A 25,276-nucleotide genomic window follows, 5' to 3' on the forward strand; every position below is an offset into this window, starting at 1 on the left:
AAGACAGAGCTGACCAATAAGGTACAGCTCTGTTTTAGTCTGCGGAAGTATCAGAAGAATCTTTCTGATAACTGGAAAGTATCCCATCAATGGATTTGTGCAGATAAGGCATGTATTCTTCAAGTGGAACTGGCTGCTGATACAGAATACAGTTGTAGCAGGTTGAACTTGCAAGCTCGATCACTGAGAAGAGCAGCAGATCAGGATGTTCATAAGCCTGATGACCTTCCTCGATCAGTTGGAGATATTTATCATAAAATCTGACATCTCTGTCAGGCATTTTTTGTTCCAATGCAGCCTGAAATACATTCCAGGAGAGGTTTTTCGAAACAAAGATAAGAAGCTGAGAATCATTTTTGAGTGCATTTAGGATATGATCGATCATAAAATGGAGCTGAGCAGGAAAACCTGTGATCTGATTCTGACGAACAGCCAGATATGCAGCGAAAAATAAATCCTGCGTTTTGGAAGAGGCCAGTTTGTTTCGGATATCATATTTATCTTTGAAATACAGATAAAAAGTACCCTTAGCAACTCCGGCTTTCTCAACAATATCAGAGATAGTAGTTTTATTGGTCCCTTTTGTTGTAAACAGTTCGAAAGCAGTGTTATACAGTGCGTCTTCTTTTTTCTTTTTATTTGATTCTAATTTACCCATTAAGAAAACCTCCCTGTATTTGATGGTCGCCATTTATTATAAACAGAAATGACCAAAAGTCAATATCACAAAAAGAAGTTGTTGATTTTTGGACACATTGGCAAAAACGTATATTGACTAATGGTCAGTTTGGGTATATAACTCTAGATGAATAAAAAGTGACTGATAGTCATTAATGAAAAATATATTCAATAAGGAGGACATGATGATTAAGTTTGGAAAGTGGATAGCAAAGCATAAAGTGATTATTGTAATCATCAGTATGTTACTGCTTATCCCGTCATTCCTGGGAATGGCAGCGACGAGAGTAAATTACGATATCCTGAGTTATCTGCCGGAATCACTGGAAACAGTTGAAGGCCAGGATATCATGGTGGATGAATTTGGAATGGGTGCATTCTCCATGGTAGTCGTGGAAGATATGGAATTGAAAGATGTCGCAGCATTAAAAGAAAAATTCCAGAATGTGGAGCATGTAAAAGACGTTCTGTGGTATGACAGTGTGGCTGATTTAAGTATTCCGGTAAGCATGATTCCGGAAAAGTTTAAGGATGGATTCTTTAATGGTGATGCTACCATGATGATTGCACTGTTTGATAATACAACATCATCTGATGCAGCGATGGAAGCAGTCAGCGACATGCGTAAGATCGCAAACGAACAGTGCTTTATCAGTGGTATGTCCGGTGTTGTAACAGATATCAAGAACCTGGCACTTGAAGAGATGCCGATCTATGTTGTGATCGCAGCCTGCTTATCATTGCTGGTTCTGCTTCTTGCAATGGATTCACTGGTAATTCCTGTGTTGTTCCTTCTCAGTGTAGGCCTTGCAGTTGTTTACAATCTTGGAACTAATATTTTCTTTGGAGAAGTTTGTTATATAACAAAATCTCTGACAGCAGTACTTCAGCTAGGTGTAACAATGGACTATTCCATTTTCCTTCTGAACTCCTTTGAAAATTATAAGAAAAAATACGATAGCAAAGACCGTGCGATGGCACATGCGATTGCAGATACATTTAAATCTGTAGCCGGAAGCTCGGTTACTACGATTGCCGGATTCCTTGCTCTGTGTGTTATGACGTTTGCACTTGGACGTGATATGGGTATTGTTATGGCAAAAGGTGTTGTCATCGGTGTTATCTGCTGTATTACCACACTGCCGGCAATGATCCTTGTATTTGACGGAGTGATTGAAAAAACAAAACATAAACCACTGGTCAAAAGCCTGGATAAGGCTTCTGGTTTTATCACAAAGCATTACAAAGTATGGCTTCTTGTTTTCCTGGTAATGCTGTATCCGGCTGTTTACGGAAACAATCATACTCAGATTTATTACAATATTGATAAGTCTCTTCCAGCTACACTGGACAGTAATGTATCCAATGAAAAACTGAAAGAAGACTTCGATATGAGTACTGTTCATATGATTCTTCTGAAAAACGGAATGGACAGCAAAGAAAAAACACAGATGCTGGATCAGATTGATAAAGTTGACGGAGTAAAATGGTCACTTGGAATGAATTCTCTGATCGGACCGACATTCCCAGAATCTATGATTCCTTCCAATATTAAAAAAATGCTTCAGTCCGACAACTATGAAGTACAGTTTGTCTGCTCTGAATATTCTTCTGCAACGGATGAATGTAACGCACAGCTTGATGCGATTCAGAAGATCGTTAAGAAATATAGTCCGGAATCAATGGTGATCGGTGAAGCACCTCTGATGAAAGACCTTCAGGATACAACAAATGTTGACCTCCAGAGAGTAAATATCCTCTCTATGGCAGCAATATTCCTGATTATCCTGTTTGTATTCAAATCAATCTCGTTACCATTTATTCTGCTGTTTGTTATCGAATTTGCAATTTTTGTTAATATGGCAATCCCGTATTACCAGGGGGTAACGCTTCCATTCGTTGCAAGTATCGTAATCGGTGCCATCCAGCTGGGTGCAACTGTAGACTATGCGATCCTGATGACAAGTAACTATCAGAAACAGCGTCATCTTGGAAAAACTAAAAAAGAATCTATTTCCATTGCACATAAATTCTCAATGAAATCTATTATCGTAAGTGGATGTAGTTTCTTTGCGGCAACATTTGGTGTAGCCCTGTACTCAAAGGTAGATATGATCGGTGCGATCTGTACACTGCTCGCACGTGGTGCAGTGATCAGTACGATTGTTGTACTTCTTGTATTACCTGCAATGTTTATGGTGTTTGATCCGATCATCGTTCATACATCAAAAGGTTTTTTACCTGACAAAAAATAATAAGTACACAACAACCATTAAATATAAAAAGCCAATGGCTGGAAAAGGAGTCGTATAATATGAACCGAAACAGAAAAAAAGCGGTAGCAGCTTCTGTAGCAGTAGGAATGACTATGGTAATGGGATTTAGCCCGGTACTGGCAGCAAATACAGATATTTCAAAAGAAGAGACCGTATATGTAAATGCAGCGGCAGACGGAACTCCACAGGAGATCACAGTTTCTGACTGGCTGAAAAATTCAGCTTCTGCAGGAGACTTAAGTGATGTATCTGATCTGAAAGACATCAAGAATGTAAAAGGTGATGAAACTTTCTCTCAGAATGGAGATAAGCTGACCTGGAACACAGATGATAAAGATATTTATTATCAGGGAACTACAACCCAGGATCTTCCAGTTTCCATGGAAATTAAATATTATCTGAATGGTACTCAGGTAAATCCGGATGATCTCGGGGGTAAAAGCGGACATCTGAAGATCGAAGTAGCATACAAAAATAATGTGAAGAATAAAACAAAAGTTGGAAACAAAACAACAGATCTGTATGCACCGTTTGTAATGGTAACAGCGATGATCCTTCCTACAGACAATTTTACAAATGTAACGATAGATAATGGAAAGATCCTTTCAGACGGACAGAGAAATATTGTAGTAGGCGTTGGTATGCCGGGACTTGCTGATAATCTTGATCTTAAGAGCATAGATGAAGACATTGATCTGGATATTCCGGAAAACTTTACAATGGAAGCAGATGTGACAGACTTTAATATGAGTTCTACATTTACATTTGCACTGACAGATCTTCTGGATTCTCTGGATGTAGATAACATTGATGGTATTGATGATCTGAAAGATTCTATGAAGGATCTGACAGATGCAGCAGCCAAACTGGTAGATGGAAGCAAGGAACTTTCTGATGGAGCATCTACGCTTGATGAAAAATATCAGGAATTTGATTCCGGTATCGGAACCCTCGTAAGTGGAGTAAGCAGTCTGAACAGCGGAGCAGCTACTCTTAAGAGTGGTGTTTCCTCTTATACTGCCGGAGCAGACAAACTGGCATCCGGTGTAAATGAATATGCAGCCGGAGTTGGTACTCTTTCAAAATCCCTGAAAGAATACAACAGTGGTGTCAGCACACTGGCGTCCGGTGTTCAGCAGTATGTAAAAGGAAGCAATACACTGACAGATGGTGTGAAGAAATATGTATCCGGCGCTTCTTCTCTCGGACAGGGAATTCAGGATTATATATCTGCGATCGGAGAACTGCTCACAGGTATCGGAACAGAAACAGCAGGAATTACAACAGTTACAGACAGTATTTCAAAACTTGCAACAGCTGTAGCTGCAAAACTTCCGGAACTGAATACTTCACTTGCAAGTGTTTCTGATTTTGCAGACAGTGCAGAGAAATATGCATCCAGTACAGCTGAGTATGCAGCAAATGTAAAAGCATATACACAGGCACCTGTGCAGTTAAAAGAAGCATCCGCCGGATTAAAGCAAATCATTGATAATTTGAATGGTGGCAGTACAGCACAGAGCGCAGAGCAGATTTCAGATGGCCTTGAAACAGCAAAAGCAGCAGCAGCCTCTCTTACAGAGACTGGTGCAGCTTCCGCAGGAGATCAGGTATCTGCGGCAGCGAGTGCGGTCAGTGCTGCAGCCGGAACAGGAGATGCGCTGCAGGGTGATGCAGGTACGATTTCAGCAGGTCTGGACAGTGCAAGTTCCGCAATTGATATTTTAAGTAGTATTGATACATCTTCCATGGATGAGGCGACTGCAGCAGCAGTCAACAGTGCAGTACAGAGTGCGATCGGAGCAATCTCCGGTGGTGTGGCAACTGCACAGGGAGGTGTTGCAAGTCTTCAGGCTCATGCAGGTCAGGTATCAGGATTGTCTGATCAGGCAGCACAGGTACAGGCAGCAGCAGATTCCGTAAATGCACAGAGTGCACAGACTGCAGCTGTTGGAGAGGCAGCTGATCAGCTCCAGGAAGGACTCAGCCAGATAGAGGCAGGTGCTTCCGGACTGGAGGCACAGGATACAACCTCAGCTCTGAAAACAGCACAGAGTCTTGCAGATACACTTGATAATGGTCTGCAGGGAATGATAGATAACGGGGCTAAGCTCAGTGAAGCAGGAGATCAGCTGACAGCTAAAGGAACAAGTACCGAAGGTACAACTGCAGAGACTATGTCCCTGACACAGGGTGCTGAGGCAGTCAAAGCAGGAATCACAAAGATTCAGACAGAACTCAGTGAAATGCTTGGAGATGGAAGTCAGTTGAAAGATCTGACAGATGCAGCCAAACAGCTTTCTGACGGTGCAAAGAATCTGTCAGATGGTTATTCACAGGCATCAGAAGCTTCTCAGACACTTGTAAACGGAGCCAAGACTCTGATGGGAAGCAACAGCCAGCTTACCAGCGGAGCAACTGCACTGGAAAGTTCTGGAAAGACACTGACCAGTGGAGCAAGCAAGCTTACAAAGGCCAGCAAACAGCTCAACAGTGGAACTTCCAAAGTAACAAGTGCCACGAGTCAGCTTACCAGTGGAGCAAGTACACTTTCTGCAAACAGCAGCAAGCTTAACAGTGGAGCCAGCCAGCTTGCATCCGGTACACAGCAGCTTATGAGCGGAACATCTACACTCAGCAGCGGAAGTGCACAGGTTAAGAGTGGAATTAAGAGTCTTTCTGATGGAGCAAAGGAACTTGCTGACGGAACAAAAGAGTTTAATGATGATGGAATCAAAAAACTCTCTGATATCGTGGATGATGACCTTCAGGATATCCTGGATCGCCTGGATGCAATTTGCTCTGATGACAATGCATATCGTTCCTTCAGTGGTAAGGAAGATGACATGGACGGCAATGTGAAGTTCGTGATCGAGACCGCAGCTATCGACAATGACAGTGATAAGTAATATAAAAATGTGACAGATAAACGATTGTTTGCAGGAATGGGAATGGTCGTTGATCCACAGTATAACAGGGGGACGGATTGTATGCCGTTTCCCTGTTTTTTTCTTGCGGACGGGAAAGGAGTCTGCTATACTGTATGCTATGAGTAGAAAAAAAGCAGTTGTAAGAAAACCAAAAATAAAAAAGAAAACCGATTATTATGATTACAGTCTTCTCGCGGTTATCATTCTTTTGACTTGTTTTGGACTGGTTATGCTGTACAGTACCAGCTCTTACATGGCAGAACTGAACTATGGCGATGACATGTATTATTTTAAAAAACAGGCTGCGATCAGTCTGGCATGTATCATAGCCGCACTTGCAATCTCAAAGATAGATTATCATATGTTGACGAGATTTACAGGGGTTATTTATGGTGTAGCAGCAGTGCTGATGCTGCTGGTCAAGACACCTCTTGGACGAAGCGCAAATGGAGCGCGTCGATGGCTGAATCTGGGACCATTGTCATTTCAGCCGTCGGAGCTCGCGAAGATTGCAGTGATCGTCTGTCTTTCTTATATGATCGTAAATATGGGAAGAAAGATTGGTACACTGAAAGGCTTTATGATGCTGGCAGGAAGTGGTGGTGCGCTTGCATTCATAACATATGTATTTACAGATAACCTGAGTACTGCGATCATTATTTTCGGTATTACGATTGGCCTTATCTTTATTGCACATCCAAAAGTAAGACCATTCCTCATTGCAGCAGGTATTCTCCTGGTTGTTGCTATTGTTGCTATCAGCTTCTTAAGTGCAACGATGGAAACCAGTTCAAGTTTCCGTTTGAGACGAATCCTTGTATGGCTGCATCCGGAGGATTATGCATCAGGAGATGGCTATCAGACGATACAGGCATTGTATGCGATTGGATCAGGAGGGTTTCTGGGAAGAGGACTTGGAAACAGTATCCAGAAGCTCGGAAGTGTGCCGGAAGCGCAGAACGATATGATCTTTTCTATTGTATGTGAAGAACTTGGAATTCTTGGCGGAATGATCGTACTTCTTCTGTTTGCTTACCTTTTGTACCGATTGTTCTTTATTGCACAGAATGCACCAGATCTGTTTGGCTCATTGATAGTGAGCGGTATTTTTATTCATATTGCACTGCAGGTTATTTTTAATATTGCCGTAGTGGTAAATCTGATGCCAAATACAGGTGTTACTTTGCCGTTTATCAGTTATGGAGGTACATCAATCCTGTTCCTGATGGCAGAGATGGGACTGGCATTGAGTGTGGCCAGACAGATTAAATTTAAAGAGCCGGAAAGGCTTCTCTAAAATAAGCAAAATCTATTGACAAATAGGTTCTCAGAATATATACTTTGCACATCAAAGTAGAGCAAAATTGTTACTTGATAAAGGAGAAATAGCAATGTTAGAAGAAATGAGAAAAATGATTGCAGAACAGTTAAACTGCGAAGAAAGCGAAATTACAGCAGATACTTCTTTTAAAGATGATCTTGGAGCAGATTCTCTTGATCTTTTTGAACTGGTAATGGCTCTGGAAGATGAATACAATATAGAGATCCCTGCTGAAGAGCTGACAGAACTGGCAACAGTGGGAGATGTGATCGAATATCTGAAAGGCAGAGGCATCGAAGCTTAGTATGCAGAACATTCCCTGAGGCAGTGATGTCTCAGGGGTTTTTTCTGAGTTTATATATTTTGAAAGGCAGGAAAGATACAATGACAAAGATCAGAACAAGATTTGCACCGAGCCCTACAGGAAGAATGCATGTAGGTAATCTTCGTACAGCGCTTTATGCATATCTCATTGCAAAACACGAAGGTGGAGATTTTATTCTTCGAATCGAAGACACTGACCAGGAGCGTTATGTGGAAGGCGCTGTAGATATCATCTATCGTACGATGGCAGGAACAGGACTCATTCATGATGAAGGTCCGGACAAAGATAAGGGATATGGACCATATGTACAGAGTGAGAGACAGGCTTCGGGACTTTATCTGAAATATGCACAGCAGCTGATCGAGCAGGGAGATGCTTATTACTGCTTTTGTGGACCGGAAGAGCTGGAATCTATGAAACGTGTAGTTGCAGGAAAAGAAATCTCTATCTACGATAAGAGATGTCTGCGTCTGTCAAAAGAAGAAGTACAGAGACGTCTTGATGCAGGAGAACCACACGTTATCCGCTTTAATATGCCGACAGAAGGAACTACGACATTCCATGATGTGATCTATGGAGATATCACAGTTAACAACGAAGAGATGGAAGACCTTATCCTGATCAAATCTGATGGATATCCGACATATAACTTTGCAAACGTAATTGATGACCATCTTATGGGAATCACTCATGTTGTCAGAGGAAATGAGTATCTTTCTTCTGCACCAAAATACAACCGTATCTACGAAGCATTCGGATGGGAGATTCCGGTATACGTTCATTGTCCGCTGATCACAAACGAAGAACATCAGAAGCTTTCCAAACGTTCCGGACATTCTTCATATGAAGACCTTCTGGATCAGGGATTTGTTACAGAGGCAATCGTTAACTTTGTCGCACTTCTTGGATGGAGCCCGCAGGACAATCGTGAGATCTTCTCACTTCCGGAACTGGTCGAAGCTTTTGATTATCATCATATCAGCAAATCACCGGCCGTATTCGATATTACCAAGCTTCGTTGGATGAATGGCGAGTATATTAAGAAAATGGATCCGGAAGAGTTCTATGAAAAAGCTCTTCCATATATGAAGGAAGTTCTCAAAAGAGATTATGATTTCCGTAAAATTGCCGGAATGGTACAGACCAGAATCGAGACATTCCCGGATATCCCGGCACTGATCGATTTCTTTGAAGAAGTTCCGGAATATGATTCTGCAATGTACTGCCATAAGAAGATGAAGACAAATGAAGAAACTTCTCTTGCAGTATTGAAAGAAGTTCTTCCGGTTCTGGAAGCACAGGAAGATTATACAAATGATCCACTGTTTGCTTCTTTAAGTGCATTTGTCAAAGAAAAAGGTTATAAGAACGGTTATGTAATGTGGCCGCTTCGTACAGCAGTATCCGGTAAACAGATGACACCGGCCGGAGCAACAGAAATTATGGAAATCATCGGCAAAGAAGAAACACTGAAACGTGTAAAGGCAGCAATTGAGAAACTCAGCTGAGAGTAATAAATGATAAAAAGAAATCCATCTCAACAAAGGGCGATCGCCCACCTGTCAGGACCAATGATGGTTCTGGCAGGCCCCGGTTCGGGGAAAACTTCCGTAATTGTAGAACGAACTGCATATATGATAAATGAAGGCGGAATCTCACCTTCAAATATTCTGGTCGTGACTTTTTCCAGGGCGGCGGCAAAGGAAATGAAGGAGCGCTTTTTAAGTTTTACCGGACAGCAGTATACTCCGGTTACTTTTGGTACATTTCATGGCGTGTTTTATGGAATATTGAAACAGGCATATGGATTTACTGCGGCTAATATTCTGTCTGATGAAGAAAAATTCGGCATTTTGAGAGAACTGACGTTGAATTATGGTGGTGATCTGGCAGAAGAAGGAGATTTTCCGGAAGAGATTGCCAGGGAGATCAGTGTGGTGAAAGGAAACAAAATTGCACTGGAACATTACTATTCTTCATGCTGTCCGGATGAAGTGTTCCGACAGATTTACCAGGGATACCGTGAAGCCTGTCAGAGCAGACGTAAATTGGATTTTGATGATATGATCCTGTATTGTTATGAGCTTTTTGTGCAGCGAAAAGATATTCTGGAAGCATGGCAGAAGAAATTTCAGTATATTCTTGTGGATGAATTTCAGGATATCAACCAATTGCAATATGATATTGTACGCATGCTGGCAAAGCCACAGAATAATTTGTTTATCGTTGGAGATGATGATCAGTCGATTTATCATTTTCGTGGTGCAAGGCCTGAAATTATGCTGAATTTTACCAGAGATTATCCGGATGCGGAAACAGTTACACTGGATGTGAATTATCGATGCAGTGGACAGATCCTTTCAGCAGCGATGCACGTGATCGGAGAAAATAAAAAACGTTTTTCCAAAAAGCTTTCCACACCGAATCAGGTAGGTAAAGCGGTTCAGATACGGGAATTCCAAAATCCGAGAGAAGAATATCTTGCAGTTGTCTCGGAACTCAGAGAACGGATGGAAAACGGAGAGCGTCTGGAAGATACGGCAATTCTTCTTCGAACGAATCAGGAGGCAGAAGGACTGGTAGGTGCATTGATGGAACGACAGGTCCCGTTTAACATGAAGGAAAAACTCCCGAATCTTTTTCAGCATTGGATCTGCCGGAATCTTCTTGCCTATATGCATTTTGCAGCAGGGGAAAAGAACAGGAAGTATTTCCTTGAATTTATGAATCGGCCCAATCGATATATTTCCCGTGATGCCTTGTCATTATCATCAGTTGTATCCTTTGAAGAACTAAAAGAATTTTATAAAGATAAGGACTGGATGTGTGACCGTATCACAACATTGGAAACGCATTTGCGAGTGCTGAAGAGTCTGGCACCTTATGCTGCAATTAATTTTATCCGAAAGGGAATGGGATATGAAGAATACTTGCGTGAATATGCAGAGTATCGTAAAATAAAACCAGAAGAGCTGAGTGAGATTCTGGACCGGTTGACAGAAAGTACAAAAGGAATGAACAGTCTGGAAGAATGGGAATCCTACATAGAAGAATACACAGAAAAGCTTGAAGAGCAGGCACGAAAAGCTGAGCAGGAACGGGAGGGCGTTCTGATCTCTACACTTCATGGGGTGAAAGGTCTGGAGTATGAACAGGTGTATATCCTGAATGTTAATGAAGGTAGTATGCCTTATCGAAAAGCGGTACTGGAACCTGCCATTGAAGAAGAACGCAGACTGTTTTATGTCGGAATGACACGGGCCAGGAAACAGTTGGCTTTATGTTACGTGAGACAGCAGTATGAGAAGAAACGGGAACCGTCCCGATTCTTAAAGGAGGCTGGAGTATGAAGGCGGTTATTTATTTTACAGAAGTTCCACAGCAGTACGAACACAAAAATATGGAGCACATGATAGGGGAGAAACTGCTTGCGACAGGACTCTACAAAGAGTATGGACTGAAGCTGGCATTTGAACCGAGGGCTACCGGTGAACATGGCAAACCATTCCTTACCCTGCAGCCGAAGATACATTATAATATTACACATTCCGGCAAATATGTAATGTGTATCATCGCAGACCAGGAAATTGGAATAGATGTGCAGGTGCATAAAAAGGTAAATTATGAACGGATGCTGGAGAGAATGGTTCCGGCGGATATGATTCGAGAAATACTGGACAGTGATGAACCGGAAAAAGCCTTTTTTACGCAGTGGGTATTAAGGGAAGCCTATATTAAATGGACGGGAGAAGGCCTGTCCCGAGATCTTCGAACGATTTCCATGGATGACGGAACTTATCTGATGCTGGAACTCGGAGAAGACTATAGTGGCGCTGTGTGGTCGCGTAAACCATTAGAATTGCGATGGGAGCATGCGGAAGTACAGCTGCCATGAAATATTATGGCTAAAATATTGGAGTGATACAGAATCCCGCGATGAAATCAAAATCGCGGGATTCTTTTTGTACTAAATCCGGACATTGAACATATATTAGTGTAAAAGAGATACAGTCGTTCGCAGTAGTAAAAGAGGTGAGGACGATCAGGGCGGGACAGATTCAGAGTCTTTTTGCCGGAAATATCCGGAAACTTCTGGAAGAATGTGTGATAGATTACGAAAAACTTTATGAAATCAGACTTCGGACAGGCCGACCGGTATTTCTGTGTTATGGAGACGGAGAAAAATTTCTCCGAACCGGAAATGGAATGCCTTATCGGGTAACGAGACAGGATTTGAAAGAAACACTGGAGTATATCAGTGGATATTCTCTTTATGCTTATGAAGATGAAATATGTCAGGGCTATCTGAGTGTACAGGGAGGGCATCGGGTAGGAATTACCGGAAAAGTCATTCTGGATGGGGAACATATCCGGGGGATGAAGTATATTTCCTGCATCAACGTGCGGCTTGCACATCAGGTACAGGGGTGCGCAGATGAAGTGTTGCCGTATATCCGAAATGGAGAGCAGGTATATCATACACTGATCATTGCACCGCCAAGATGTGGAAAAACCACCCTTCTCAGAGATATGATACGGCAGATCAGCAATGGGACAGATAGAATCCAGGGAAAGACAGTAGGAGTGGTGGACGAGAGAAGTGAACTTGCCGGATGCTATCAGGGAATACCACAGAATGATCTGGGGATGCGGACAGATGTGCTGGATGCCTGCCCAAAGGCAAAAGGAATGCAGATGTTGCTGCGTTCGATGTCACCGGATGTTGTGGCTGTAGATGAACTTGGGAAGAAAGAAGATTTTAAAGCGGTAGAGTCCGTGGTCCATTGTGGGTGCAAATTGTTTGCGACAGCTCACGGAAATTCACTGGAAGATATTTTAAGACAGCCCTTTTTTCAGAAACTGAGAGAACTGGAAGTCTTTGAACGATATATTGTTCTTGGAAAAAAAGGACATGCAGGAAGTATAGAAGCAATATATGATGGGAAGGGAAAACCATGCTGAAACTGGTGGGAGCTGTCCTTATTATCTTCGCGTCCGCAGGACTGGGATACTTAAAAAGCAAAGAACTTATGCTACATGAGAAAAATCTTGAAGAGTTTTTACAGGTTATTTTATGTCTGAAAGGAGAGATACGGTGCGGAAACAGCTCGCTTTCGGATGCGCTTCGCGATACGGCATGTCGATGTCGGGGAAGGTACGAGGAGTTTTTAGAAAGGGTGGCTGCATGCATAGAAGCTAACACAGAAGAGAAACTCAGCATAATTTTTCAAAATTGTACAGAAAATTACCTTACAGATTTAAAACTCGATGAGGATGAACGGAGAAAAATAAGTTTGCTGGGAGAGAAACTTGGCTATCTGGACCGGGAAATGCAGATTCGGCAGCTGGAACTATATGAAACAGATTTTCTTTATCTTTTGCAAAATCTGCGGAAAGATAAAGAGGAAAAGAAAAAAATATATCGAAGTCTTGGTGCTATGGGTGGTATCCTGCTTGCAATATTATTCTGGTAATTCCGGAGAAAGGAGAGAGAATGGAAGTTACGATCATATTTAAGATTGCGGCAGTTGGGATACTTGTTTCCATTCTTTCTCAGGTATTGAAACACAGTGGCAGGGATGAGCAGGCTTTTATGGTAAGCCTTGCGGGTTTGTTGATCGTTCTGTTTTGGATCGTTCCGTATATTTATGAATTGTTTCAGAACATCCAGAAGTTATTTGTAATCTGAAAGGAGCAGAAAACGTGGATATTATCAGAATATCTCTGCTGGGAATCTGCGGTGTAGTGCTTGGCTTTTTTTTGAAAGGAACAAGAACGGAATATGTTTCGTTCATAACGATGGGGATAGGTATCATAATTCTGGGACTGGCTGTGGATAAACTGGATTATCTTTTCCGGATGATCGGAAAAATACAGCAGAGTCTGTCGGTGGATCCGGAGTATTTTCTTACGCTGATTAAGATGATAGGAATTACATATATTGGGCAGTTTTCTGCCGGGATCTGTAAAGATGCGGGATATCAGGCAACCGCGTCACAGATTGAACTTTTTTGTAAATTATCTGTCATGGTTCTGAGTATTCCCGTATTGATGGCATTGCTGGAAACGATTCAGGAGTTTCTGGGATGAAGCGCCGAAAACAGAGCAGAAGATGGCGTGGAAAAAAATATGCACCAGTTATGATAGGAATGCTCGTATTACTGATGAATCTGGCGGATCTGAAAATTTCGAATCTGATATCGGGAAGTATTATCTGTCAGGCAGCTGAAAGGCAGTCAGAGAATACAGAGATTGAAAATAATTCAGGAGGGACAGGGAAAGAAAAGATAACGCAGACGGAAGCCAGCACGGTATCGGATATCCTTGAAGAACTTGATCTTTCACGGGTGCAAAGGATGCTGGACCAGATGCTCGGAGAAGAAAGCTTTTCCATGAAGGACATGCTGGATGGTCTGATAAAAGGAGAAAAGGTATTATCTGAAGATACTGTGCAGGAGATGGTGCACAGTTTTTTATTTTCCGGTCTGGAAAAGGAAAAGAGTCTTCTGATAAAAATACTGCTTCTTATTTTACTATCTGCTGTACTGGCGAATTTTGCAGATGTTTTTGAGAGCGGACAGATTGGAGATATCTGTTTTTATATTGTCTATTTGTTGCTGTTTATTCTGCTGATGGATTCTTTTTCATCTGTTACCAGGTCCGTGCAGCAGACGATTACATGGATGGCGGAGTTTATGAGAGGACTTGCCCCGGCATATTTCCTGACTATATCGATAGCGGCAGGGAGTTCGACGGCAGCGGTCTTTTATGAGGGGGTTCTGATCCTTACCTGGCTGATCCAGGAAGTAATATTGAATCTTCTGTTTCCGGGAGCATGCCTGTATGTGCTGATCTCGCTGATCAACAATCTGTCAAAAGAGGAAATGCTTGGAAAAATGGCGGAACTTCTGGACACTGCAGTGAGTTGGGGCTTGAAAACACTTCTTGGTATGGTAGTGGGACTGCAGGTTGTGAGAGGACTTATTGCTCCGGTAATGGATACTTTAAAAAGAAGTGCACTGGGAAAGGCAGCAGGTGCGCTGCCAGGAGTGGGGAATGCAGTGAATATGGTTACAGAGCTGGTACTGACAAGTGCGGTACTTGTGAGAAACTGCCTTGGAGTTGTTATACTGTTTGCTTTTGTGGCAGCAGGGGCCGGTCCGGTGATCCATTATGGAATTTTGTCCCTGCTCTATCGATTTCTGGCAGCAATAGCGCAGCCAGTCTCGGAAAAAAGGATCGTAGATTCACTTGCAACGATGGGAGAAGGCTGTGCGCTGCTCCTGCGTATTCTTTTTACGGCAGAGATTTTATGTATCCTTGATTTTGTTATTTTGATGACCGGGATTGGAGGAAGCGGATGAAAGAGGAAATTTATCGATGGGTAAAAACGATTGCTTTTTTCTATATTGTCTTTTCGGCAGTGCTCCATCTGGTGCCGGATGTAAAATATGAACGTTATATTCGTTCTTTCATGGGAATCCTTCTGATCTATATTTTAAGCACACCTGTTTTTAACCTGTTTGGAAATGGGGAAAAACTGCTGCAGGAATTTCGATTAAATTATCAGGAAGAACTGACAGCACTGGAAGAAAAAAATACAGAAAATCTTCAGGCACTTTACCTGCAGGAGAATTACAGCAGGGAGCTGCAAAAAGAAATTTCGAAAAAATGTAAGGAAAATGGAATAGAAACAGAGGATATCGTCGTACATATAAATGGAGATCAGATTACGGCGGTGATCAGTACAGCGGGAAACATTACACAGGAGCAGGAAAGGGGAATTCGGGATGGACTTGCCAGGGACTTCGGAATCGAAGAGAAAAACTGTCAGCTTCTTATGGGGAAAGATGAACAGACAACATTGGTTGGTGATTCTGCTTCTGGGCCTTTTACTGATGGTAATCGCATTTCCCATATCGAAAACAGAGACTGAAACAGAAAATCAGAATTTTTCAACGGCGACAGGTGAAAATATGGAAACCAAGACAGATCTTGAGATGAAACTGGAAGATCTTTTGAAAAATGTTGAAGGGGTAGGAAATGTGAAAGTAATGCTGATGACAGAGAGCGGGCAGGGGCTGTATGGTTCTGGGGGAAATGAAGTTACCGGAGTGCTGATCGTTGCAGAAGGAGCAGATAATTCTGTGACGGTTCGGAAAATACAGGAGGCAGTAATGGCATTATTTCAGATAGATGCTCATAAAATTAGAATAATGAAAATGAAATGAGGAGTTAAGACGTGAAAAAAATTTTCAAAAAAAATCAGGTGATCATCACATCTCTTGCAATTCTGATCGCCGTAGCTGGGTATTTGAACTTTGCAGATGTAGATTTGGGAATTGGTGATAAAGAGGCAAGCACGGACAATAGCAGTATCCTGGACCAGGTAGAGTATGATCTGAGTGATGAAACAGCGGTAGCAGATGAAAATGCAGAGACTGCTGCGGAGACTGCGGAAGTACCAGATGGAAGCAGTACGCCGGGAGAAGCGGTCCTTACAGGAGCATCGGATTTTGCAGCACAGGCAAAATTATCAAGAGAACAGGTTCGCTCTCAGAGTAAAGCGGATCTGCAGGAGATCCTGAACAATACAGAGGTTGGAGATGAGCAGAAACAGGAAGCAGTAAATACGATGGTGCAGATGACTGAAATATCCGAAAAGGAAGCTGCCGCAGAAATGCTTCTGGAGGCGAAAGGATTTGAAAATGCAATTGTCAATCTGACGGGTGAGACTGCAGATGTGGTTGTTCCGGAGGCTGAGCTGGAAGATGCACAGCGTGCACAGATTGAAGATATTGTAAAAAGAAAGACAGGAATCACACCGGAAAATATTGTGATCACGCCATTAAATGAAGGCAATGATGAAGCGGCAACAGATACGACCTCGGAAAGTGATGGCGAAGAGAAGACAGATGAGCAACAGACTGATACATACAAGGAGCAGGAAACTTCAGGAGAAGATATTGTTACGGAAGGAATCTATGATTAAAATGCGTCTGTATGGTTATTTGCAGACCGTATCCTGCAGGGTAACTGTCCGGACTTTTGAGCCGGGCAGTTCTTCCCTTTTTTTCTTGACATCAGGGTATTTGATATACTAGAATAAAAAGTTGTATAGAAATTGGATAATTGAGAAAACAGATAATAGACAGGAGGAAAAACGTGTCTAAGTATGCGAAAGAAATAGAAAAAAGAAGAACCTTTGCCATTATCTCCCACCCGGATGCAGGTAAGACAACTCTGACAGAGAAATTCCTGCTGTATGGAGGCGCCATTAATCTGGCAGGAAGTGTTAAGGGTAAAGCTACATCCCGCCATGCAGTGTCTGACTGGATGGAAATAGAGAAAGAGAGAGGTATTTCTGTAACTTCATCTGTACTGCAGTTCCATTATGATGGCTATTGTATCAATATCCTGGATACTCCGGGACATCAGGATTTCTCTGAAGATACTTACCGTACACTGATGGCTGCTGATTCAGCTGTTATGGTTATTGATGGAAGCAAGGGTGTAGAGGCACAGACCAGAAAACTCTTCAAAGTCTGCGTTATGCGTCATATTCCTATTTTTACTTTTATCAACAAAATGGACAGAGATGCAAATGATACGTTTGATCTTCTGGATGAAATAGAAAAAGAACTCGGAATCGCAACATGTCCGATCAACTGGCCGATCGGTTCCGGTAAAAAATTCCGCGGAGTTTATGATCGTAATACACATAAAGTCCTGACTTTCTCTGATACACAGAAAGGAACCAAGGAGGGTGTGATCGAAGAAATTGACATTGATGATGCACGGCTGGATGATATTGTGGATCCGGATCAGAGAGAACAGCTGATGGAAGAAATCGAACTTCTGGATGGAGCGAGTGTGGATTTTGATCAGGAACAGGTAAGCAAAGGAAATATGACACCTGTCTTTTTTGGTTCTGCGCTGACAAACTTTGGTGTGGAAACATTTCTGGAACATTTCCTCAAGATGACAACATCGCCACTTCCGAGAGTATCCGATGAAGGCGAGATTGATCCGATGTCTGATGATTTCTCGGCATTTGTATTTAAGATTCAGGCAAATATGAATAAAGCACATCGAGACAGAATCGCATTTATGAGAATCTGTTCCGGCAAATTTGATGCTTCCCAGGAAGTTTATCATGTGCAGGGGGATAAGAAGATGCGTCTTCTTCAGCCACAGCAGATGATGGCAGAATCCCGTCATGTGGTAGATGAGGCATATGCAGGAGATATTATCGGAGTATTTGATCCGGGCATTTTTTCTATCGGAGATACGATCTGCGCACCTGGAAAGAAATTTGCATTTGAGGGGATTCCGACTTTTGCACCGGAACATTTTGCAAGAGTTCGTCAGATCGATACCATGAAGCGTAAACAGTTTGTTAAGGGAATCAACCAGATCGCACAGGAAGGTGCAATCCAGATCTTTCAGGAGTTTAATACAGGTATGGAAGAGATTATTGTCGGTGTTGTTGGTGTCCTTCAGTTTGATGTACTGAAATATCGTCTCGAGAATGAATATAATGTAGAAATCCGTCTGGAAAACCTGCCATATGAGCATATCCGCTGGATTGCAAATAAAGAAGAAGTTGATGTTGCCAAGATTGTCGGAACTTCCGATATGAAGAAGGTTACAGACCTGAAGGGCAATCCACTGCTTTTGTTTGTAAACGCATGGAGCGTAGGCATGACAGAAGACCGTAATCCAGATCTGGTACTGACAGAATTCAGTAAATAAACGCTTTTATTTTGCAGTCAGATTTGATATACTAAGCCTATAAATAATTGACAGATTCGTTATTGTGAACGGAGTGAACAATAACAAAATTCGATTCGAAATCCGCAGGAGGAATTGGAATGGCAGAAAAAAGAACAACTTATAAATTACAGGATGTAGGTGGGATTGGTGAAGTTAAGATTGCTGATGAAGTAGTAACTGTTATCGCAGGACTTGCGGCCACAGAAGTTGAGGGTGTCGCTTCCATGGAAGGAAATATCACCAATGAACTGGTAAGCAAGCTTGGCGTCAAGAATCTTTCCAAGGGTGTTAAGATCACTGTACTGGAAGGTGTGGTTACCGTGGATCTTACTCTGAATATTGAATTTGGAAAGAATATTCTGGAAGTCAGTAAGAAAGTTCAGGACAAAGTTAAATCATCCATTGAGAATATGACAGGCCTGGAAGTAGCAGATGTAAACATCCGTATTGCAGGTGTTGATATGGAGAATGATAAGTAAAGGAAATTGGAAGAGAGAAAAAAGGAAAGTAAACCTTTCCTTTTTTCTTTAGGAGGAAACATGCGAAGAAGCGAACAGAGAGAACATATTTTTAAACTGCTGTTTATGACACAGTTTAATTCTGAAAATGAAATGTCAGATCAGGTTTCCATGTATTTTGATACACTAGGAGAACTGGAAGAAAAAGATCAGGAAGCAATACAGAACAAATATCAGCATATTCTGGAACATCTGGATGAGATCGACCAGATCTTGAATGAATACAGCCGTGGATGGAAAACTACACGAATGAATCGTGTTGACCTGACTGCATTGCGTCTGGCTGTTTATGAAATGAAAATGGATGAAGAAGTACCGGTTGGAGTTGCTATCAACGAAGCAGTAGAACTGGCAAAACTTTTTGGCGGGGAAGACTCCGGCTCTTTTGTTAACGGTATTCTTGGAAAAATCGCCAGTGGTAAGAAGGACTCCGGTGAGGAACATAAGAAACCACGTCGTCAGACTCATTCTGCAAAGATTATCATTCGTTCATCCAAAAAGGATGGAAAAGCTTCCAAAGATCAGAAAAATCCTGAGAGAGCGTCTGAAGAAAGCACAGAATAATAAAAATGAAAAATATTTTTTCAGTGGGCCAGATCAATCGATATGTCAAGAATATGTTTACACAGGATTTTATTCTGCAGAAGATCTATGTAAAGGGAGAAGTTTCCAACTGCAAATATCATACCAGTGGACACATTTATTTTTCATTGAAAGATGAGACAGGAGTGCTTTCCTGTGTAATGTTTGCCGGACACAGAAGAGGACTGGCATTTCGAATGAAAGACGGTGACCGTGTCGTAGTAGGTGGTGCCGTGGATGTATATGAGAGGGATGGCAGATATCAGCTGTATGCAAAAGAAATTTCGCTTGAAGGAGCAGGTGCACTTTATGAGAGATTTCTGGCGTTGAAGACAGAGCTTGAAGAGATGGGAATGTTTGCACAGGAGTACAAACAGCCAATTCCGGCTTTTATCCACAGGCTGGGAGTCGTTACTGCGCCTACGGGAGCGGCCGTGCAGGATATAAGAAATATTTCACTGAGACGTGATCCTTATCTGCAGATTATTTTGTATCCGGCACTTGTACAGGGAGAAGGAGCAGCAGACAGTATTGTACGTGGAATCCATATGCTGGATCAGGCAGAGGTTGATGTGATTATTGTCGGACGAGGCGGTGGATCGATCGAAGACCTCTGGGCATTTAATGAAGAAAAAGTTGCCAGAGCTATTTTTGAGTGCAGGACGCCCATTATTTCGGCAGTAGGTCACGAAACTGATTTTACGATCGCAGATTTTGTGGCAGATCTTCGTGCCCCAACGCCTTCGGCAGCTGCAGAACTTGCAGTAGCGGATTTCAGACAGATACTGCAGAATATTGCTGGCCTCAGAGACCGTATGCAGAAGGCAATGCAGCGCATGGCAGAACTTGGCCGTGCACAGCTGATGCAGTATCAGATGCGTTTTCAGTATCTGAACCCGGAAGCAAAGCTCAGGGATAACAGACAGCGTCTGGCTGATCTTGATGAATTGCTTCGAAGAGCAATGAAAAACCGCATTGCAGAAGAAAGACATATGCTTGGAATCTATCTGGAACGATACAGAGGACTGTCTCCTTTGTATAAATTAAATCAGGGATATTCTTTTGTTTCGGACAGAGAGGGAAATGGAATTATATCCACAAAACAGGTACATTCCGGAGATCTGTTGGAGATTTCTGTGACAGATGGTGTGATCGAGGCAGAAGTGCGAAGCAGCAGGAAGGAAGACTGGAATAAATGACAGAACAGATTCAGAAAATAGATACACAGAACAGAGAAATAGAAGAAGTCTTTCAGGAACTGGACACCATTGCTGAAAAGCTGGAGAGTGGTGACACATCGCTGGAGGATTCTTTTCGTTTATACAAAAAAGGTATGGAGCTTCTGAAATACTGCAGTGACAGACTGGATACTGTAGAAAAGAAGATGCTTCAGATGGATGAGGATGGGACATTACGTGAATTTTAAAGAAGAATTACAGCAGAGAACAGATTATGCAGAAGAAGTGATCCGCAGATGGCTTCCGGAAGAACGTGGATTTTCCAAAACGATGGCACAAGCGATGAACTACAGCATGTGTGCCGGCGGCAAGAGACTGAGGCCGATCCTTCTTCTGGAGACTCTTCGATTATTTGGAGGGGATGAGAAACTTGCTGAACCGTTTATGGCGGGAATCGAAATGATTCATACACATTCTCTGATACATGATGATCTGCCGGCAATTGATAATGATGATTATCGCCGTGGTCGTCTGACTACGCACAAAGTGTATGGTGAGGCAATGGGCGTATTAAGCGGTGTGACACTTTTGAATTATGCTTATGAGACCATGTTTCGTGCATTTGAACTGACAGATGACAAAGACAGGGTGATCCGGGCTGTGCGGATCATGGCAGAAAAAACAGGTATTTACGGTATGCTGGGCGGTCAGAGTGTTGATGTGGAAAATGATGGCAAACCATTGGAGAAGGACCTTCTCGATTACATTTATGAACACAAAACTTCTGCACTGATCGAAGCGTCCATGATGGCAGGAGCTGTTCTGGCAGGAGCGGACGAGGAACAGACCTCCATGATCGAACAGGCTGCATCGGATATTGGTCTGGCATTCCAGATACAGGATGATATTCTGGATGTGACAAGTACCAGTCAGGAACTGGGAAAGCCGGTACACAGTGATGAAAAAAACAACAAAGTTACTTATGTGACTCTTTTTGGGGTACAGAAAGCATCTGAGCAGGTCAGAGAACTTTCTGAAAAAGCTCTGGCAGTTCTGGACAGACTGTATAATAAAAATGAGTTCCTGACGGAGCTGGTCATGGAAATGGCAACCCGCAGGAAATGAAAGAGGGATACGAAGGATGTTGGAAAAGATCAATAAGCCTAATGATATACACAAGATAGCGTTGGCAGATTTTCCACAGCTTGCAGATGAGATCAGACAGTTCCTGATTGAGTCAGTCAGCCAGACAGGAGGCCATTTGGCATCGAATCTTGGGGTAGTGGAACTGACACTGGCTTTGCATAATGTGCTGGATCTTCCACAGGATAAGATCGTATGGGATGTGGGACATCAGGCATATACCCATAAGATTCTGACAGGAAGAAAAGAAGAATTCAAAAATCTTCGAAAAGAAGGCGGAATGAGTGGATTTCCGAAACGCTGTGAAAGTGACTGTGATACATTTGATGCAGGCCACAGTTCTAATTCAATCTCAGCGGGGCTGGGCTATGTAAGAGCCAGAGATCTGCTTGGACAGAATTATCGTGTCGTATCAGTGATCGGAGATGGTGCACTGACAGGTGGCATGGCATATGAAGCATTGAATAATGCAGCAGAATTGAAAACCAATTTTATTATTGTACTCAATGATAATAATATGTCTATTTCCAAAAATGTTGGTGGAATGTCTTCTTATCTCAGTGCATTGCGTACAGCGGAAGCTTACACGGGAATGAAACTGAATGTGACTAAGACGCTTAAGAAGGTACCGAAGGTAGGTACTGCGGTTGTAGATACCATGCGCAGGACCAAGAGCAGTATCAAACAGCTGATCATACCGGGAATGCTTTTTGAAAATATGGGACTGACGTATCTTGGACCGGTTGACGGACACAATATGCGGCAGATGATGAAACTTTTTAACGAAGCAAAACGTGTGGAAGGACCAGTGATCGTTCATGTCCTGACGCACAAAGGCAGAGGATATGAACCGGCAAGTCTGCATCCGGATCAGTTCCATGGAACTGGCCCGTTTGACATAAAAACTGGCAGACAGCTTTCTGTGAAGAAAGGACCGACGTATACAGATGTATTTTCACAGGCTATGGTGAAACTGGGAAAAGAAAATCCGAAGCTTGTCGGCATTACAGCGGCAATGAAGGAGGGAACCGGACTGAAGGCTTTTGAAAAAGTTTTTTCGGACAGATTATTTGACGTTGGAATTGCCGAAGAGCATGCAGTCAGTTTTGCAGCCGGCCTTGCCCTGGGTGGCGTGATACCAGTCGTAGCGATTTATTCTTCTTTCTTACAGAGGGCAGTAGACCAGATGCTTCATGATGTCTGCATGCAGAAGCTGCACGTGATCTTTGCGATTGACAGGGCAGGTCTTGTAGGAGCAGATGGAGAGACACATCAGGGAAATTTTGACTTGTCTTATCTGACAATGATGCCCAATATGACGGTCATGGCACCAAAAAATGGAAGAGAACTTGAAAAAATGCTGGAATTTGCAGTTCATGCGGCAGGACCATGTGCAATCCGTTATCCCAAAGGCACTGCATATCAGGGACTAGAGGAATTTGACAGCCCGATACGTTTTGGAAAAAGTGAAGTTCTTTACCGTGGAGAGAAAACAGCACTTCTGTCTGTTGGAAGCATGACGGAGGTCTGTGAACAGGTCTGCAAAGAACTGAAGAACAAAGGTGAAAATCCAACATTTGTAAATGTAAGATTTGTGAAGCCACTGGATACAGAGCTTCTTGATGAGCTTGCAAAAGATCATAAATTATTTGTAACAGTAGAAGAAAATGTCAGAAACGGTGGATTTGGTGAGCATGTGGCAGCTTATATGGAAGCATGTCATCCGGAAGTAAGAGTACTTCCGATCGCTATCTGGAATCGTTTTGTAGAGCATGGAGAAATTGCCAGTCTGAGAGCCAAAATCGGGCTTTCAGCACCGGATATTCTTGATGCGATTGAGGAATATGAGGAGCAGGAATGAAGAAAAGACTGGATCTTTTGATGGTAGAGCGTGCACTTGCACCTTCCAGAGAGAAAGCAAAAGCATATATTATGTCCGGAGATGTTTATGTGGACGGACAGAAAGAAGATAAAGCGGGAACAATGTTCAAGGAGACGGTGAAGATTGAAGTACGCGGAAATACACTTCCATATGTAAGCCGTGGAGGACTGAAACTGGAAAAAGCCATGAATAATTTTGGCGTTTCTCTGGATGGAAAGGTATGTATGGATGTTGGTGCATCCACTGGCGGATTTACAGACTGTATGCTCCAGAATGGTGCAGTGAAGGTCTATTCAATCGATGTCGGATATGGACAGCTTGACTGGAAACTTCGTAATGATCCGAGAGTGGTATGTATGGAAAAAACGAATATCCGTTATGTACTTCCGGAAGATCTGCAGGAGCCAGCACAGTTTTCATCGATAGATGTTTCTTTCATTTCTCTGACAAAAGTGCTTCTTCCAGTGAGAAACCTCCTTACAGATGATGGAGAGATCGTCTGTCTGATCAAACCGCAGTTTGAAGCCGGAAGAGAAAAAGTTGGGAAAAAAGGCGTTGTACGTGATCCGGCAGTGCACCTGGAAGTCATTGAAAAAGTGATCGCTTATGCGTCTACAATTGCAATGGAGCCGTGCCATCTTTCTTTTTCACCGATCAAGGGACCAGAGGGAAATATTGAATACTTGCTTCATTTGAAAAAGAGACCGGAAGGGGAAGTGATCCAGTCCTCTCTTGAAGTAACACCTGAGGCTGTAGTGCAGGAGGCACACAGTCAACTGGATTAAGGAAGGTCTAGGGGAGATGGATAAGTTTTATATCATCACAAACAATGATAAAGATAAAGATTTTCAGATCACAAATGAAATTGTTTCTTATCTGAAAAAAAATGGAAAGAAATGTCAGGTTCAGCAGGCGGAACGTAAGTTGGAAGGGGCATACCATTATACAAATCCGGAACTGATTCCAGAGGGAACACAGTGTATTCTGGTTCTGGGCGGTGATGGTACACTTCTTCAGGCTGCCAGAGATGTTGTTTACAGAAAAATTCCAATGCTGGGAATCAATCTTGGGACGCTGGGGTTTCTGGCTGAAGTAGACAGACAGTCGATACATGCTGCACTGGATAAACTGATCGCAGATGACTATGAGATCGAAGAAAGAATGATGCTTACAGGAACAGTCTGGCATGGTGATAAGATCATTGGGCAGGACATTGCACTGAATGATATTGTAATAGGCAGAGAGGGCCCCCTTCGAGTTGTAAGATTTAAAAATTATGTGAATGATGTCTATCTTAATTCGTATAATGCAGATGGAATTATTATTGCCACACCGACAGGTTCTACCGGTTACAGCCTTTCATGTGGAGGACCTATTGTATCTCCAAATGCGGCGATGACGCTGATGACACCGATCGCTCCGCATACATTGAATACCCGCAGTATTATTTTTCCGGAGGAAGATGTTATTACAGTAGAGCTGGGAGAAGGCCGCAGGCAGGTTCAGGAACAGGGGCTTGCTTCTTTTGACGGAGATACAGAAATTCCGATCGTGACGGGAGACAGGATCGTGATTCAAAAAGCTTCAGCCAGTGTGAAAATCCTGAAATTAAATCATTTAAGCTTTGTAGAGGTATTACGGCAGAAGATGGAATAACAGTGACAATG

General features: G+C 42.6%; 25 protein-coding genes. 24 read left to right on the forward strand and 1 reads right to left on the reverse strand.

From position 1 onward, the window contains the following. Positions 1-34: 34 nt before the first annotated feature. Positions 35-658 (reverse strand): TetR/AcrR family transcriptional regulator, encoded by a 624-nt coding sequence (locus LI112_RS06245; RefSeq protein ID WP_005426992.1) that lies wholly within the window; start codon positions 656-658, stop codon positions 35-37. Between the two features lie 205 nt (positions 659-863). On the opposite strand from LI112_RS06245, the gene LI112_RS06250 reads away from it, so the two are divergent. From LI112_RS06250 to LI112_RS06365, 24 genes are all read left to right on the forward strand, one after another. Continuing rightward, positions 864-2,933, forward strand: coding sequence for an RND family transporter (locus tag LI112_RS06250; protein ID WP_227190362.1), 2,070 nt, complete (start codon positions 864-866; stop codon positions 2,931-2,933). A 59-nt stretch (positions 2,934-2,992) separates the two neighbouring features. Continuing rightward, positions 2,993-5,863: a hypothetical protein gene (locus LI112_RS06255; protein ID WP_227190363.1), complete on the forward strand. Its 2,871-nt coding sequence runs from the start codon at positions 2,993-2,995 to the stop codon at positions 5,861-5,863. Between the two features lie 139 nt (positions 5,864-6,002). After that, positions 6,003-7,181, forward strand: a complete 1,179-nt coding sequence (locus tag LI112_RS06260) for an FtsW/RodA/SpoVE family cell cycle protein (protein ID WP_227190364.1) — start codon at positions 6,003-6,005, stop codon at positions 7,179-7,181. A 94-nt stretch (positions 7,182-7,275) separates the two neighbouring features. Beyond that, complete coding sequence (gene acpP / locus LI112_RS06265; RefSeq protein ID WP_005426982.1) at positions 7,276-7,509, forward strand: acyl carrier protein; 234 nt, start codon at positions 7,276-7,278, stop codon at positions 7,507-7,509. An 80-nt stretch (positions 7,510-7,589) separates the two neighbouring features. Next, positions 7,590-9,038 carry a glutamate--tRNA ligase gene (gene gltX / locus LI112_RS06270; RefSeq protein ID WP_044926048.1) on the forward strand — a complete coding sequence of 483 codons (1,449 nt, stop codon included), beginning with the start codon at positions 7,590-7,592 and terminating at the stop codon, positions 9,036-9,038. Positions 9,039-9,050: 12 nt separating this feature from the next. Continuing rightward, positions 9,051-10,880, forward strand: a complete 1,830-nt coding sequence (locus tag LI112_RS06275; RefSeq protein WP_117628160.1) for an ATP-dependent helicase — start codon at positions 9,051-9,053, stop codon at positions 10,878-10,880. After that, positions 10,877-11,425, forward strand: a complete 549-nt coding sequence (locus tag LI112_RS06280) for a 4'-phosphopantetheinyl transferase superfamily protein (protein WP_055055471.1) — start codon at positions 10,877-10,879, stop codon at positions 11,423-11,425. The genes LI112_RS06275 and LI112_RS06280 overlap by 4 nt, the downstream gene beginning before the upstream one ends. Before the next feature lie 137 nt (positions 11,426-11,562). Further along, entirely contained in the window at positions 11,563-12,492 is a 930-nt protein-coding gene (gene spoIIIAA / locus LI112_RS06285; RefSeq protein ID WP_330368451.1) for a stage III sporulation protein AA, read from the forward strand. Continuing rightward, the gene (locus LI112_RS06290) at positions 12,486-13,004 is read left to right on the forward strand and encodes a stage III sporulation protein AB (protein WP_022389257.1); all 519 of its coding nucleotides are present in this window, start codon (positions 12,486-12,488) and stop codon (positions 13,002-13,004) included. Before spoIIIAA ends, LI112_RS06290 begins: the two co-directional genes overlap by 7 nt. Before the next feature lie 20 nt (positions 13,005-13,024). Then, positions 13,025-13,219: a stage III sporulation protein AC gene (spoIIIAC, locus tag LI112_RS06295; RefSeq protein WP_005426972.1), complete on the forward strand. Its 195-nt coding sequence runs from the start codon at positions 13,025-13,027 to the stop codon at positions 13,217-13,219. 14 nt (positions 13,220-13,233) lie between these two features. Continuing rightward, positions 13,234-13,620 carry a SpoIIIAC/SpoIIIAD family protein gene (locus tag LI112_RS06300; RefSeq protein WP_022389258.1) on the forward strand — a complete coding sequence of 129 codons (387 nt, stop codon included), beginning with the start codon at positions 13,234-13,236 and terminating at the stop codon, positions 13,618-13,620. Then, positions 13,617-14,894 carry a stage III sporulation protein AE gene (locus LI112_RS06305; protein WP_227190365.1) on the forward strand — a complete coding sequence of 426 codons (1,278 nt, stop codon included), beginning with the start codon at positions 13,617-13,619 and terminating at the stop codon, positions 14,892-14,894. The genes LI112_RS06300 and LI112_RS06305 overlap by 4 nt, the downstream gene beginning before the upstream one ends. Continuing rightward, entirely contained in the window at positions 14,891-15,466 is a 576-nt protein-coding gene (locus LI112_RS06310; protein ID WP_227190366.1) for a stage III sporulation protein AF, read from the forward strand. The genes LI112_RS06305 and LI112_RS06310 overlap by 4 nt, the downstream gene beginning before the upstream one ends. 40 nt (positions 15,467-15,506) lie before the next feature. After that, complete coding sequence (locus LI112_RS06315) at positions 15,507-15,761, forward strand: stage III sporulation protein AG (protein WP_022389260.1); 255 nt, start codon at positions 15,507-15,509, stop codon at positions 15,759-15,761. 11 nt (positions 15,762-15,772) lie between these two features. After that, positions 15,773-16,522: a SpoIIIAH-like family protein gene (locus LI112_RS06320; RefSeq protein WP_022389261.1), complete on the forward strand. Its 750-nt coding sequence runs from the start codon at positions 15,773-15,775 to the stop codon at positions 16,520-16,522. Between the two features lie 173 nt (positions 16,523-16,695). Then, positions 16,696-18,285 carry a peptide chain release factor 3 gene (locus LI112_RS06325; RefSeq protein ID WP_044925960.1) on the forward strand — a complete coding sequence of 530 codons (1,590 nt, stop codon included), beginning with the start codon at positions 16,696-16,698 and terminating at the stop codon, positions 18,283-18,285. A 119-nt stretch (positions 18,286-18,404) separates the two neighbouring features. Further along, on the forward strand, positions 18,405-18,785 hold the full coding sequence (locus LI112_RS06330; RefSeq protein WP_005426959.1) for an Asp23/Gls24 family envelope stress response protein: 381 nt from the start codon (positions 18,405-18,407) through the stop codon (positions 18,783-18,785). Between the two features lie 60 nt (positions 18,786-18,845). Continuing rightward, positions 18,846-19,388 carry a transcription antitermination factor NusB gene (gene nusB, locus LI112_RS06335; protein ID WP_005426957.1) on the forward strand — a complete coding sequence of 181 codons (543 nt, stop codon included), beginning with the start codon at positions 18,846-18,848 and terminating at the stop codon, positions 19,386-19,388. 5 nt (positions 19,389-19,393) lie between these two features. Beyond that, positions 19,394-20,605, forward strand: coding sequence for an exodeoxyribonuclease VII large subunit (xseA, locus tag LI112_RS06340; protein WP_022389263.1), 1,212 nt, complete (start codon positions 19,394-19,396; stop codon positions 20,603-20,605). Then, positions 20,602-20,832, forward strand: a complete 231-nt coding sequence (xseB, locus tag LI112_RS06345; protein ID WP_022389264.1) for an exodeoxyribonuclease VII small subunit — start codon at positions 20,602-20,604, stop codon at positions 20,830-20,832. Before xseA ends, xseB begins: the two co-directional genes overlap by 4 nt. Next, positions 20,822-21,709 (forward strand): polyprenyl synthetase family protein, encoded by an 888-nt coding sequence (locus tag LI112_RS06350; protein ID WP_055055475.1) that lies wholly within the window; start codon positions 20,822-20,824, stop codon positions 21,707-21,709. Before xseB ends, LI112_RS06350 begins: the two co-directional genes overlap by 11 nt. A gap of 16 nt (positions 21,710-21,725) precedes the next feature. Continuing rightward, positions 21,726-23,588 (forward strand): 1-deoxy-D-xylulose-5-phosphate synthase, encoded by a 1,863-nt coding sequence (dxs, locus tag LI112_RS06355; RefSeq protein WP_022389266.1) that lies wholly within the window; start codon positions 21,726-21,728, stop codon positions 23,586-23,588. Further along, positions 23,585-24,394 carry a TlyA family RNA methyltransferase gene (locus LI112_RS06360; protein WP_055055477.1) on the forward strand — a complete coding sequence of 270 codons (810 nt, stop codon included), beginning with the start codon at positions 23,585-23,587 and terminating at the stop codon, positions 24,392-24,394. Before dxs ends, LI112_RS06360 begins: the two co-directional genes overlap by 4 nt. A gap of 16 nt (positions 24,395-24,410) precedes the next feature. Next, positions 24,411-25,265, forward strand: a complete 855-nt coding sequence (locus LI112_RS06365; protein ID WP_055066357.1) for an NAD(+)/NADH kinase — start codon at positions 24,411-24,413, stop codon at positions 25,263-25,265. Positions 25,266-25,276: the final 11 nt, after the last annotated feature.

Source organism: Blautia sp. 210820-DFI.6.14 (assembly GCF_020558815.1).
GTDB lineage: Bacteria > Bacillota > Clostridia > Lachnospirales > Lachnospiraceae > Blautia_A > Blautia_A obeum.